Below are 12,827 nucleotides of genomic sequence, written 5' to 3' on the forward strand. Positions count from 1 at the left end.
TCGATGGAGGCCGTGTCGCTGAAGGCGCTCGCGTCGGTATCGCCGCGCGAGTTCGCCGACATCCTGGCCGGGCCGCCCGAACGCGCCGCCGCGTGGGTCGCGGCGGCGGCCTACAACGGCATCGTCGATGCGCAGGCCGTCTACGGGCAGTACCTGCTCGACGGGCACGGCGTCGCGCGCGATCCGGCTGCCGCGTTCAACTGGTTCCGGCACGCCGCGCGGGCCGGCCATCCGATGGCGATGAACATGCTCGGCCGCTGCTACGAGTTCGGCTGGGGCACGGCCGCGTGCGCGCCGGTCGCCGTGTACTGGTACCGGCTCGCCGCGCAGGCGGGGCTCGACTGGGGCATGTACAACTACGCGACGGCGCTCGCGCTCGGCAACGGCGTCGACGAGAACCGTGCCGACGCGCTCGACTGGTTCCGCCGCGCGGCCGCACTCGGCCACGCGAAATCGATCAACCTGATCGGCGGCTTCTACGAGGACGGCTGGGTCGTATCCGTCGACACCGATGCCGCGTTCGACCACTATCGCCGCGCAGCCGTTGCCGGTGACTTCCGCGGCCAGTTCAATTTTGCGCGGCTGCTTGCCGAGCGCGGGCGCATCGACGAAGCGCTCGTCTGGCTCGCGCGCGTGCCGGCCACCGCGACGCCCGCGTTCATCGCGAAGATGCGCGCGTATCTCGCGTCGTCGCCGCTCGACGCATTTCGCTCTGCGGCGATGCAATTGCCGCCGCATGCGATGGAATCCGCAACATGATGCTTCATGTCCCCGGCGTATTGAACAAGACGCAGGTCGCCCAATGCCGCGACCTGCTCGATGCGGCCGAATGGGTCGACGGCAACGCGACGTCCGGCGCGCAGTCGGCGCTTGCCAAATGCAACCGGCAATTGCCGGAAGGCTCGCCCGCCGCGCGCGCGGTCGGCGACGCGATCCAGGATGCGCTCGCACGCCATCCGCTGTTCTTTTCGGCGGCGCTGCCGCTCAAGGTGTTTCCACCGCTGTTCAACCGCTATGAAGGCGGCGAGACGTTCGGCACGCACGTCGACAACGCGATCCGGCTGCTGCGCGGCACGGATTTCCGCGTGCGCAGCGATCTGTCGGCGACGCTGTTTCTCGAGGAACCCGATGCGTACGACGGCGGCGAGCTATGTGTCGAGGATACCTATGGCCTGCATCGCGCGAAGCTGCCGGCCGGCGATCTCGTGCTGTATCCTGCGTCGAGCCTGCATCACGTGACGCCCGTTACGCGCGGCGAGCGCGTTGCGTCGTTCTTCTGGATCCAGAGCATGGTGCGCGACGATGCCGATCGCACGCTGCTGTTTCAGCTCGATACGCAGATCCAGCAACTCTCTGCAGACAAAGGTGCGCGCGACCCGGGCGTGATCGCGCTCACCGGGATCTATCACAACCTGCTGAGACGGTGGGCGGATGCGTGAGCCATGTGGCGGGGCCCACGCGTGCCCTCTTCCGGCCAATCCCGCCACCGTCCAACGCAGCCGCGTTATGCCCGCTGCAGGATATCGATCGCCTTGTCTGCATCGTCCGCCGAATCGACCGCGAAATAGGCAATGAACTGGGAACCCAGCACGGCGGCCGACACGCCACGGAGATTGATCGCACCGTCCGCGAGCATCTGGGCCAGTTGCCCGATGATGCCCATTTGATCCAGACCCATCACGCGGACGGAGTGAACGCTCGGGGTAACGCTGAACCCCACCTGCGTGGCCGCGCGAATCACCGCGTCTCCCTGCAGTGGCGCGACAAACACGACGCCCTTGCCCGGCGTCTCCGATGTGCGGCGTGCAACGATGAACTGCAAGTCTGCGCCGGCAGTCCGCAGGGCGCTTAATACTGTCGCGAGGCCGCCCGGCTTGTCATCGATGGTCGCCACCCAGACATCGACACGTTCTACGCTCAGTTCCATGGCAGTCCCTCCCGCCTGAGAACCCGGATAGAAAAAATCTAGGTCACAGCAAGCGCGCGAGCAAGGCGGCAAGCGCCTTCCGGCCCCCGGCATCGACGCACCCTGTCGCGCTTTGCATGCATCGGGTGACGCCTGACCTTCGCGACTTGTCTCCCTCCGCCGCACCGCTATAAAATGACTATCGTCACGTGACCAGGTCCATATCATGATGCCGCACGCTCCCGTTTCGAAATCCGAATTCAAGGCTCGCGCACTCGAATACTTCCGGCTCGTCGAGTCGTCGGGCGAAAGCCTGATCGTCACCGATCACGGCAAGCCGACGCTCGAGATCCGGCCATATCACGCACGCGAGGCTCAGCCGTTGGACATATTGCGCGGCTCGGTCATGCGCTACGACAATCCTCTCGATCCGATTGCGGAAGATGATTGGGAGGCATCACGGTGATCGTGCTGGATACGCATGCATTGGTGTGGTGGGTGGCAGGCGACCCTTCGCTCAGCAAGAAAGCGCGAAGCGCGATCGATCGCGCGCGGGGCGACGGCGCACTCGCCGCATCCGCGATCTCCGCGTGGGAGATCGCGATGCTGGTACGCAGCGACCGCCTCGCACTGACGATGGACGTCGACGCGTGGCTCGCCACCGTCGCGCAGATCGACGGCATGCGCTTCGTGCCCGTCGACGCCGACATCGCCGCGAAGTCCACCACCCTGCCCGGCACGTTCCACAAGGATCCGGCCGACCGCATGATCGTCGCCACCGCGCGGCGGCTCGGCGCACCGCTCGTCACCCGCGACGAAAAAATCCGCGCTTACGCGCACGTGAAGACGCTCTGGTAAGCGTCGCCCGCCCACCGGCGAAACCACGGCGCATCCTCCGCCGGACTCTGGCATATTGGCGATTCGTCTGACCAAAACGCCCCTGATCGGCCACCTGCGACGGAGCACGCGTCCCGGACGACCGACTCACGGCCCGCAACCGTCGTCGCGCCACCCCACTCGCTATCGTGATATCACTCTCCGATCCCGTTGTCCGGTCGATCGCCCTGATGGAGTCGCACGAAAGGTTTGTCGATCTCGCCACGTTCGATGAACGCATCGCCGTCGACCTCTCGCGCAGCGTCGTTTCGAACCCGAGCCGGCATTTCCTGAAGGTGCGCAGCGGTGTCGCCGAACGGCTGGCTGCCGCCGCACACGCACTCCCCGCCGGCCTGCGCCTTTACGTGAAGGAAGGCTATCGCCCGCTCTCGCTTCAGCACGAATACTTCGCCGGCCATCTCGCGCAACTGCGCGGCACGCTGAATCCACTGCCGTCCGACGATGCGCTGTACGAACTCGCGAGCCGCTACGTCGCGCCGCCGGAAGTCGCCGCGCATCCGACCGGCGCCGCCGTCGACCTCACGCTGATATCGGCGGACGGCATCGAAGCCGACATGGGCAGCACCATGAACGCCACCGACCAGGAATCGTCCGGCGCGTGCTACACGCGCAACGCATTCATCAGCCGCACGGCCAGTCGAAACCGCCACGTGCTGATCGCCGCGCTGACCGGCGCCGGCTTCACGAATTACCCGTCCGAATGGTGGCATTGGTCGTTCGGCGACCGCTATTGGGCCGTCATGCAGCGTGAATCGCACGCGATCTACGGCCCCGTCGAGGAAAACATGCTCGACGAAGGTGCGTGAGGACGGCCTTTCCGATCTGACAGGCGCGACCCGGTAACATCCTCACTTGCCGATCCCCGCTCGCTCCCGCACAATCGCAGCACCTGTCTCACTCCCCCCGCGCCGATGTCCTATGCGTCACTCGTCACCGGCGTCCTGCTCGCCGGCGGTCTCGGTCAGCGCTTCGACCCAAGCGGCCTGCACAGCAAGCTGCTCGCGCTGCTTCCCGACGGCACGCCGGTCGCGGTCGCGGCCGCCCACCGTCTCGCGGCGGCCACGGCCGACGTGATCGCCGTCGTGCGTCCCGGCGCCGAAAAACTCGCGATTCTGCTGAACGAAGCCGGATGCCAGGTCGTCTATGCGCCCGACGCGTTGCGCGGGATGGGCGCGAGCCTCGCGGCCGGCGTGCGCGCCACGCCCGAATCGAACGGCTGGCTCGTCGCGCTCGGCGACATGCCGTGGATCGCGCCATCGACCTACGAAGCCGTCACGCGCGCGCTCGATGCCGACGATGCGTCGATCGTCGCGCCCGCGCATCGCGGCGTGCGCGGCCATCCGGTCGGCTTCGCCGCGCACCACTTCGATGCGCTCGCCGCCCTCGACGGCGACACGGGTGCCCGCGCGCTGTTCGCCAGCGCGCCGGTGAAGCTGCTCGACGTCGACGATGCCGGCATCCTGCGCGATGTTGACACGCCGCAGGATCTGCGCTGACCGTGATCGCGCGGACCACGCAACGCATCGCAGTACAGGATTCGGCTCGACGGTCGACAATCGCGAATTCGTGGATTTCGCCGACGACCGACAACCCGCCGCAAGAATCTCGCTGCAAACGCGCGCCCGATTGCCTATAACGAAGACGAGGCGCACCCACCGCGCCGCCGCCATCACGCATCGCGCGAGCTCCCCATGACCGATCACACGACCCCGACGCCCGAGCCACCGGCCGACCCGAACCGCGATCCGGAGGACGACCCGCTGTCGTCGCCGCCGGGGCATCACCACGACAACCCGCAGCAACCGGACGGCCCGCCGAGCAAAGACCCGGTCTAGCGCGGTGCGTCAGGTGCCCGCACACATTCGCCCCTATTTCCCGTCATGCGCGGTCGACGGCAGCTTAGACTCTAGCTTCAAGTGCAACACCTTTGATGAGATAGGGTGTTGCGATGACGAATTACAAGCATCTGAGCGCCGAAGAGCGTGCGGTGATCATGATCGAGAAGGCCCGGAACACGAGCGTCAGGGCGATTGCAAGGCTGCTTGGCCGCAGCGCGTCGACGATCACACGAGAACTGGCGCGCAATCGTACGGAAGCGCCTCGCTGCTATGACGCCACAAGCGCGGCCAGAGCCTATCGGACGCGCCGCGAGCGAAGTCGGCGTCAGGCGAAACTGGCAGCAGGAAGCACGCTGTACTGGCGGGTGCATCACGATCTGGTTTATCGGTGCTGGTCGCCGCAGCAAATTGCTGCGAGACTTCGCGAGATGCATCCAGACAACCCCGAGCAACGCGTCAGCCACGAAACGATCTACGCGGCGATTTATACCCATCCCCGCGGCGGCTTGAAGCAGGCCATGATTGAGGCCCTGCGTCAGGAGAAACCGGTGCGTGGCAACGCACGCAAGACGCTGGCCCGCAAGAGCTTTGTGCCGGAAGAACTTCGCATCGTCCATCGGCCCGAGGCAATCGAGACGCGCCAATGGCCCGGTCATTGGGAAGGCGATCTCATCAAGGGGGCCTTCAATCGTTCCTGCGTCGGCACACTGGTCGAGCGCAAGACGCGCTTCGTGGTGCTGTGCCGCATGGATGGCTGCACGGCCGAGGATGCACTGGAAGGCTTCACGCGCCAGATGAAGAAGCTGCCGGCCTTTCTGCGGGAAAGCCTGACCTACGATCGCGGATCGGAAATGACCTGTCATGTCGAGCTGGCTGAACGATTGAATCTGGATATCTGGTTCGCGGATCCCTACGCGCCTTGGCAACGAGGCAGCAACGAAAATACCAACGGCCTGCTGCGCCAGTTTCTACCCAAAGGAATGGACCTGTCAGGCGTGACCCAGATGCAGTTGAACGATATTGCCAAGCTGATGAACGGACGCCCTCGTCAAACCCTCAACTGGAAAACCCCCGAAGAGGCCATGGCGATGGAATTAGCTGCCACCGGGTTGGCTAAACGTTGCACTTGATTCTTGAGACCGCCCAGCCAGCCGCCCGTCACCCGTCACCGCATGACGTGGCCTATCGCGCCGTATACCCGCCGTCGATCGGCAACGACACGCCGCTGATCATCGACGCCGCATCGCTCAGCAAAAACAGGATCGGCTCGACGACCTCGTCCGGCTCCGCAAATCGCCCGAGCGGAATCGCCGCCAGCATCGGCGCGCGCTTCTCCGGTTCGCTCCACGCGAACCGCGCCATCGGCGTGAGCGTGACGGTCGGGTTCACGCTGTTCACACGAATGCCGTGCGTGCCGAGCTCAATGCACAGCACGCGCGTGATCGCGTCCATCGCCGCCTTCGACGCGCAATAGCTCAGATGCGCGGGCAAGCCGACCAGCGCAGCCTGGCTCGATACGTTGACGATGCTGCCCCGTACATGCGTGGCGCCGCGCCCGTCGCGCGCGGTCATCTTCCGTGCAACCGCCCGCGCCACGAGCGCCGCGCCGCGCGCATTGACGGCCATCACGCGGTCGAAATGCCCGGCGCTGACGTCGAGCGCCGGTTCGAGCGAAGCGATCCCCGCGCAATTGACGAGGCCGTCGAACGCATCGTGCGCGGCGAGCGCGGCATCGATCGCGTGTTCGTCACCGCCGACATCGATGCGCAACGTATCGCACCCAGTCTCGCCGGCGAGCGCATCGAGCGCGGCCATATCGCGCGCTGCCGCGACGACCCGCGCGCCCGCCTGCGCCAGCGCAACCGCACATGCGCGCCCGATGCCGCTCGATGCGCCCGTGACGAGCACCCGCGAACCGCTGAAATCGAATCGTGTCTTCATGATGGCGTGTGCAGCTCGTGCATGATCGGTTTGAGCGCCGGATACAGCGCCGTGTAGAGCGCGAAGCGCGCCGCATACGCGCGCGCGCGTTCGGCATCGGGTCGCGCGCGCTCGACGAGCGTGACCCAACCGCCCTGCGCGTCGTCGTGCGATACGAGCCCTGCCCCGACACCCGCGAGCAATGCCGCCCCCATCGCGGCTTCGACATCCTGCTCGATCGTCCACACCGGAAAGCCCGTCACGTCTGCAATGATCTGCATCCACAGCGCCGAATGCGCGGCTCCGCCGACGACGATCAGCCGGTCGTCCAGCGCCACTGCCCCGCGGCGGCCGGCCTCGATGTTGTGCCGCAACGCGAACGCAACGCCTTCGAGCACCGCGCGATAAAGGTGCGCCCGCGTATGCGCGAGACTCAGCCCGACGAACGCGCCGCTCGCCTTCGCATCCCAAACCGGGCTGCGCTCGCCCATCAGGTACGGCAGGAACAGTACGCCGTCGGCACCGGCCGGCACGCGTTCGGCCGCCTCCTCGAGCAGCACGTGCGGATCGCCGTGCGGCAGCAGGCGTGCCGCATCGATTTCCGCATGACAGAACTGGTCGCGAAACCACGCAACCGACGCGCCGGCCGTGATCGCACCGCCGAACACGTACAGGTCGCGCTGCCCGTCGAACACATGCGGCATGCTGACGAGCCCGTGCCGCGCATCGACGTGCCGGCTCACGTAGCCCCAGCACATGCTGGTGCCGATCATCGCGACATGCTGCCCGGTGCGCGTCGCGCCGGCCGCGAAGGTCGCGACGGCCGCATCGACGCCGCCCGCGACCACGGGCGTGCCGGCCGGCAGCCCGAGCTGTCCGGTCCATTGCGACAGCAGCCCGCCGACGATCTCCGTCGAATCGACGAGCCGCTCGGGCATCATCGTCGCCGGAATGCCGAGCATGTCGAGCGCGTCGTCGGACCACTCGCGGCGCGCGACGTCGTACACGCCGCCGATATTGCCGGCCGAGCTGTGATCGACCGCGACTTCGCCGGTCAGCAGGTAGATCACGTACGCGTTCGGCGGCAGGAAATAGCGCACGTTCGCCCAGACGTCCGGCCGCTGGTCGCGCAGCCACAGCATCTTCGTGAAGCCGTAGTAGCTGTCGACGCCGTTGCCCGTGATCACGCGCAGCCGCTCGACGTTCACGTGCTCGCCGACCCAGTCGACTTGCGCGGTCGCGCGCCGGTCCATCCAGATCAGGCACGGATGGAGCGGCCTCATGTCGCTGTCGACCGGGATGCCCGAGCCGCCGTACAGGCTGCTCACGCACACCGCGCGGATCGCAGCGGCCGGCACGCCCTGAGCGCGCGCGTCGCTCACGCAGCCGGCGACGCATTCGAGCACCGCATCGAACCAAACCTGCGGCCATTGCTCGGCCCACAGCGGGCGCGGCGTATCGGGCTGGTAGCCGGCCGAGCGCCGCGCGACGATCGTGCCGTGCCGGTCGACGAGCAGCGCCTTGGTGCTCTGCGTGCCGATATCGACGCCTATCACGTATTCCATGATGTCTCCGGTGAGGCGCACGCCGGCCGTCAACGGGCCGGCTTCAGCAGCACCTTGATCGATTCGGGCGATTTCGCGACGCGGATCGCGTCGTCCCAGTCCTCGAGCGCGAAACCGTGCGTGACGATGCCTTTCGACGTGACGAGCCCGCGCGCGAGCAGGTCGATCGCGACCGGATAGCAGTATGGCCCGAGGTGCGCGCCGCGCACGTCGAGCTCCTTGCGATCGCCGATGATCGACCAGTCGACGGTCGCATCCTCGCCGAACACGCTGAATTCGACGAAGCGGCCGAGCTTGCGGATCAGGTCGAGCCCCTGGTTCACGCCGACCGGCGCGCCGGTCGTCTCGATGTACACGTCGCAGCCATAGCCGTCGGTCAGCGCGCGGACGATCTCGCGAGCATCGTCGCGCAGCGGGTTGATCGTCACGTCGGCGCCGAACTCGCGCGCGAGTTCGAGCCGTTCGTCGATCAGGTCGATCACGACGAGTTTCTTCGGCGTCTTCAGGTGCGCGACCTGCGTCATCATCAGCCCGAGCGGGCCCGCGCCCGCGATCACGACGACGTCGTCGAGCTGGACGTCGCCGCGGTTCACCGTATGGATCGCGCACGACAGCGGCTCGATGATCGCGGCATCTTCGAGCGATACGCCGAGCGGGATCTTGTGGACGATCGCGGTCGGCGGAATGCGCATGTATTCGGCCATCCCGCCGTCGGCGACGTCGCGCTGGAAGCCGAAGATGTTGTGCACTTCGCACATCCAGTACTGGCCCGACCTGCAATAGCGGCACTTGCCGCACGGCACGATCTGCTCGGCGATCACGCGGTCGCCCAATGCCACGCCGAAATGCTCGGCCGCGCCGTCGCCGAGCGCTTCGACATGGCCGAAGAATTCATGGCCTGGGATCACGGGCGCCTTCACCCACGGGTTCGGGCCGCCCCAGAACATCTTCGCGCCCGTATAGCACTTGCAGTCGCTCGCGCAGATCCCGCACGCGGCGATGCGGATCACGAGTTCGTTCGCACCGGGGCGCGGCTTCGCGACCTGTTCGACGCGATAGTCCTCGGGGCCGTGGCAGACGACCGCGGTCATCCGCGGCTGGGCTTCGGGTGTCGTCATGAGTTTTCTCTTTCGTTGATGATTCGGTTTTCTGATCGATTACGCACTACCGCGATCGTTCGCGGCTGATATAGATCGCGAGCAGGATGATTCCGCCCTTGATCACGTTCTGCACATACGGATTCACGCCGATCATGTTCAGCCCGTTGTTGAGCACGCCGAGCAGCAACGCGCCGACCAGCGTGCCGAGGATCGCGCCGCGCCCGCCGGAGATCGACGTGCCGCCCATCACGACGGCCGCGATCGCGTCGAGTTCGAAGCCCACGCCGGCGTTCGGCTGCCCGCTCATCAGCCGGCCCGTCAGCACGATCGCGGCGAGCGCCGACGTGAGCCCGGCCAGCGTGTAGACGATCAACTTCACGCGTGCGACGCGCACGCCGGTGAGCCGCGTCGCCTGCTCGTTGCCGCCTATCGCGTAGACGTAGCGGCCGAACGGCATGCGATCGAGCAGCAGCCACGCGATCGCGTAGACCACCAGCATGATCAGCACGGGTGCCTGGATGCCGAGCACCTTGCCGCTGCCGAAGAACGCGACCCAGCCGGGCAGTCCGTCGATCGGATAACCGCCCGTGTAGATCAGCGCGAGGCCGCGCGCGATGCCCATCGTCGCGAGCGTGACGATGATCGGCGGCATCCCCGCGAACGCGACGAACACGCCGTTCAGGAAGCCGAACCCGAAGCCGACCGTAATGCCGATCGCGAGCGCGGCGACCGCATTGACGCCCGCGACCATCAGCCCGGCCGCGAGCGTGCCCGACAGCGCCATCACGGAGCCGACCGACAGGTCGATCCCGCCGGTCAGGATCACGCAGGTCATGCCGACCGCGATGATCGCGTTGATCGACACCTGGCGCAGCACGTTTTCGAGGTTCGCGGCGGACAGGAAGCTCGGGCTCGCGATCATCATCGCGACGCATACGACGACGAGGCCGACGAGCGGATAGAACAGCGTCGAGCGCCGCAACTGCGCCCACATCGCGCGTGGTGGCGGCGCATCGCCGTTTCCGGCGTTGGCCGCGAGCGTCGTGGAAGGCGTGGAAGAAGAATCAGGCAGGTTCATGGGTCGCTCCTCGCGTGCCGGCCGTGGCATGGGTCATGACCGTATCGGGATCGATCTCGTCGCCTTCGAGCGTCGCCTCGATGCGGCCCTGCCGGAACACGGCGACGCGATCGCACATGCCGACGATTTCCGGCAGCTCGGACGAGATCATGATGATGGCGTAGCCGCGCGCGGTGAGTTCGCGCATCAGCCCGTAGATTTCCGCTTTCGCGCCGACGTCGATGCCGCGCGTCGGCTCGTCGAAGATCAGCACCGACGTGTGATGGTTCAGCCAGCGCGCGATCACGACCTTCTGCTGGTTGCCGCCCGACAGCGTCGCGACTTCGGTGTGGATCGACGGCGCCTTCACGCCGACGCGCCGCATCACGTCGTGCGTCGCGCGCGCCTCGCCGCGGCGGTCGATCAGCCAGCGCATCGACCGGTACTTGCCGAGGTTGTTCAGCGAGATGTTGTCGCGAATCGAAAACGACGTGACGAGCCCTTCCGTCTTGCGGCTTTCCGGCAGGATGCCGATGCCCGCGCGCAGCGCGTCGGCCGGATCGGCGAGCTTCGCCGCCGCGCCGCGCACGCGCACGTCCTTGCGGTGTGCACGCGTCGCGCCGATTACCGCGAGCGCCGTTTCCGTGCGGCCCGAGCCGACGAGCCCCGCAAAGCCGAGGATCTCGCCTGCCCGCAGCGCGAAGCGGTTCACCGGGCCGTCGCGCTCGATCTGCAGTGCGTCGACTTCGAGCACGGCCGGCGCGTCGGCCGGCAGCGCGGGCTTCGGCGGAAAGCTGCTCTCGATCCGGCGGCCGACCATCATCCGCACGAGCTGTTCGACGTCCGTGCGCGCGACGTCGGTCGTCGCGACGTACTGGCCGTCGCGCAGCACCGTGATGCGGTCGCACACCGCGAAGATCTCGTCGAGGTGATGCGAGATGAAGATCATCGCGACACCCTGCCGCTTCAGCTCGCGCATGATCGCGAACAGGTGCTCGGCCTCGGCCGGCGTGAGCGTGGCGGTCGGTTCGTCGAGAATCAGGATGCGCGCGTCGAGCGACAGCGCCTTGCCGATCTCGACGAACTGCTGCTGCGCGACCGACAGCGCCCGGATCGGCGCATCGAGATCGATCGACACGCCGAGCCGCGCGAAAATGCCGGCCGCCGCGCGGCGCATCCGCGTGCGGTCGCGCGCGCCCCAGCGCGTGCGCAGCTCGCGGCCGAGGAACAGGTTGTCGACGGCGTCCAGATGCGGGATCAGGCTGAATTCCTGGAACACGATGCCGACGCCCGCCGCGACCGCCTCGTGATAGTTGGAGAAATGACGCGCGGTGCCGTCGATCTCGATCGTGCCGGCATCCGGTCGATGGATGCCGCACAGGATCTTCATCAGCGTCGACTTGCCCGCGCCGTTCTCGCCGAGCAGCGCATGGATCTCGCCGCGCGCAATGTCGAGATGAATGTCGGACAGCGCCTTCACGCCCGGAAAGCTTTTCGTGATGTGGCTGAGCCTGAGTATCGTTTCCATCGGCTTCTCCGTGCGAAGGGCATCGGCCATGCCGCCGCCCTTCGCGTCGCATCGCACGTCGTTCACCAGCTGAAGCCCTTCGCGTTGCTGCGATCGACGACCTTCACGTCGACCGGAATCGCCTTCGGCACCGTCGCGCCCCACTTGCGCGCGATCGCGATGCCAAGCGCGATGCGCACCTGGTCGGCCGGGAACTGCGCGGTCGTCTCGATGAACTTCGAGTTCGGCTTCTGGATCGCGGCGATCGCCTCGGGCGCGCCGTCGACGCTGGTCAGCTTGATGTCCTTGCCGGAACCCTCGATCGCCGCGAGCGCGCCCATCGAGCCGCCGTCGTTCACGCTGAAGATGCCTTTCAGGTTCGGATGCGCGGAGATCATGTTCTCGGTGACCGACAGCGCGGTCGCGCGCTCCTGCTTGCCGTTCTGCGTGTCGACGAGCTTCACGTTCGGGAATTTCGCGAGTCCGGCCTTGCAGCCGCGCACGCGTTCGAGGATCGGCACGACCGGAATGCCGTCGAGGATCGCGACCTCGCCGCTGCCGCCGATCGCCTTCGCGAGGTATTCGCACGACATCACGCCCGCGTCGTAATTCTTCGAGCCGACGAAAGAATCGACCGGCCCGTTCGCATTCGCATCGACGGCGACGACCACCGCGCCGGCCTTCTTCGCCTGCGTGATCGCCGACTGGATGCCGGTCGAATCGGTCGGGTTCACGAGCAGGATGTCGATCTTCTTCTGCAGCATGTCCTCGACGTCGCTCACCTGTTTGCTGACGTCGTGATGCGCGTCGGTCACGACGACCTGCGCGCCGATCGACGTGGCCGCATCGTTCAGCGCTTTCTGCATCGTCACGAAATACGGGTTGTTCAATTCCTGGAACGTCATGCCGATTCGCAGCGGCGCGGCATGCGCGGCGGCTGCGGGCAGCAGGGCCGCGAGCGCGGCGAGGGCCGCCATCCGGGCGGTGCGGCTGAATGATGAAGCGGGCGATGCGTGCGTCATGACGGTGTCTCCATT

At 66.8% G+C, this 12,827-nt stretch carries 15 protein-coding genes; 8 read left to right on the top strand and 7 right to left on the bottom strand.

Going from position 1 to position 12,827, the window contains the following annotated elements; genetic code table 11:
* Positions 1 to 3 precede the first annotated feature (3 nt).
* On the top strand, positions 4 to 759 hold the full coding sequence (locus DM992_RS21545; protein ID WP_111018554.1) for a tetratricopeptide repeat protein: 756 nt from the start codon (positions 4 to 6) through the stop codon (positions 757 to 759).
* A complete protein-coding gene (locus DM992_RS21550; protein WP_111018555.1) occupies positions 756 to 1,439 on the top strand; it encodes a Fe2+-dependent dioxygenase in 684 nt (227 codons plus the stop codon). Before DM992_RS21545 ends, DM992_RS21550 begins: the two co-directional genes overlap by 4 nt.
* A 65-nt stretch (positions 1,440 to 1,504) precedes the next feature.
* On the opposite strand, the gene DM992_RS21555 is transcribed toward DM992_RS21550, so the two are convergent.
* Entirely contained in the window at positions 1,505 to 1,927 is a 423-nt protein-coding gene (locus DM992_RS21555) for an amino acid-binding protein (RefSeq protein WP_111018556.1), read from the bottom strand.
* Between the two features lie 205 nt (positions 1,928 to 2,132).
* Here DM992_RS21555 and DM992_RS21560 point away from each other — a divergent pair, with 205 nt between their 5' ends.
* The 6 genes from DM992_RS21560 (at position 2,133) to DM992_RS21580 (ending at position 5,771) form a co-directional block, all read left to right on the top strand.
* A complete protein-coding gene (locus DM992_RS21560; RefSeq protein WP_048245635.1) occupies positions 2,133 to 2,372 on the top strand; it encodes a type II toxin-antitoxin system Phd/YefM family antitoxin in 240 nt (79 codons plus the stop codon).
* Positions 2,369 to 2,764, top strand: coding sequence for a type II toxin-antitoxin system VapC family toxin (locus DM992_RS21565; protein WP_111020337.1), 396 nt, complete (start codon positions 2,369 to 2,371; stop codon positions 2,762 to 2,764). The genes DM992_RS21560 and DM992_RS21565 overlap by 4 nt, the downstream gene beginning before the upstream one ends.
* A 209-nt stretch (positions 2,765 to 2,973) precedes the next feature.
* Positions 2,974 to 3,609: a M15 family metallopeptidase gene (locus tag DM992_RS21570; RefSeq protein ID WP_111018557.1), complete on the top strand. Its 636-nt coding sequence runs from the start codon at positions 2,974 to 2,976 to the stop codon at positions 3,607 to 3,609.
* Positions 3,610 to 3,714: 105 nt separating this feature from the next.
* A complete protein-coding gene (locus DM992_RS21575) occupies positions 3,715 to 4,299 on the top strand; it encodes a nucleotidyltransferase family protein (RefSeq protein WP_111018558.1) in 585 nt (194 codons plus the stop codon).
* Positions 4,300 to 4,494: 195 nt separating this feature from the next.
* Complete coding sequence (locus DM992_RS42345) at positions 4,495 to 4,638, top strand: hypothetical protein (RefSeq protein WP_165948077.1); 144 nt, start codon at positions 4,495 to 4,497, stop codon at positions 4,636 to 4,638.
* 113 nt (positions 4,639 to 4,751) lie between these two features.
* Complete coding sequence (locus DM992_RS21580) at positions 4,752 to 5,771, top strand: IS30 family transposase (protein ID WP_080484403.1); 1,020 nt, start codon at positions 4,752 to 4,754, stop codon at positions 5,769 to 5,771.
* A 52-nt stretch (positions 5,772 to 5,823) separates the two neighbouring features.
* Here the strand turns inward: DM992_RS21580 and DM992_RS21585 are convergent, their stop codons facing one another.
* The 6 genes from DM992_RS21585 to DM992_RS21610 all read right to left on the bottom strand — a co-directional run bounded on the left by DM992_RS21585 (position 5,824) and on the right by DM992_RS21610 (position 12,812).
* Positions 5,824 to 6,582 carry an SDR family oxidoreductase gene (locus tag DM992_RS21585; RefSeq protein ID WP_111018559.1) on the bottom strand — a complete coding sequence of 253 codons (759 nt, stop codon included), beginning with the start codon at positions 6,580 to 6,582 and terminating at the stop codon, positions 5,824 to 5,826.
* Positions 6,579 to 8,126 carry an FGGY-family carbohydrate kinase gene (locus DM992_RS21590; RefSeq protein WP_111020338.1) on the bottom strand — a complete coding sequence of 516 codons (1,548 nt, stop codon included), beginning with the start codon at positions 8,124 to 8,126 and terminating at the stop codon, positions 6,579 to 6,581. Before DM992_RS21590 ends, DM992_RS21585 begins: the two co-directional genes overlap by 4 nt.
* 29 nt (positions 8,127 to 8,155) lie before the next feature.
* Positions 8,156 to 9,244, bottom strand: a complete 1,089-nt coding sequence (locus DM992_RS21595; RefSeq protein ID WP_111018560.1) for an alcohol dehydrogenase catalytic domain-containing protein — start codon at positions 9,242 to 9,244, stop codon at positions 8,156 to 8,158.
* A gap of 46 nt (positions 9,245 to 9,290) precedes the next feature.
* On the bottom strand, positions 9,291 to 10,304 hold the full coding sequence (locus DM992_RS21600; protein ID WP_111018561.1) for an ABC transporter permease: 1,014 nt from the start codon (positions 10,302 to 10,304) through the stop codon (positions 9,291 to 9,293).
* Complete coding sequence (locus tag DM992_RS21605) at positions 10,291 to 11,811, bottom strand: sugar ABC transporter ATP-binding protein (protein WP_111020339.1); 1,521 nt, start codon at positions 11,809 to 11,811, stop codon at positions 10,291 to 10,293. The genes DM992_RS21600 and DM992_RS21605 overlap by 14 nt, the downstream gene beginning before the upstream one ends.
* A gap of 62 nt (positions 11,812 to 11,873) precedes the next feature.
* A complete protein-coding gene (locus tag DM992_RS21610) occupies positions 11,874 to 12,812 on the bottom strand; it encodes a substrate-binding domain-containing protein (protein WP_111018562.1) in 939 nt (312 codons plus the stop codon).
* Between the last annotated feature and the right edge of the window lie 15 nt (positions 12,813 to 12,827).

This window comes from Burkholderia sp. JP2-270, assembly GCF_003233675.1.
GTDB lineage: Bacteria > Pseudomonadota > Gammaproteobacteria > Burkholderiales > Burkholderiaceae > Burkholderia > Burkholderia pyrrocinia_C.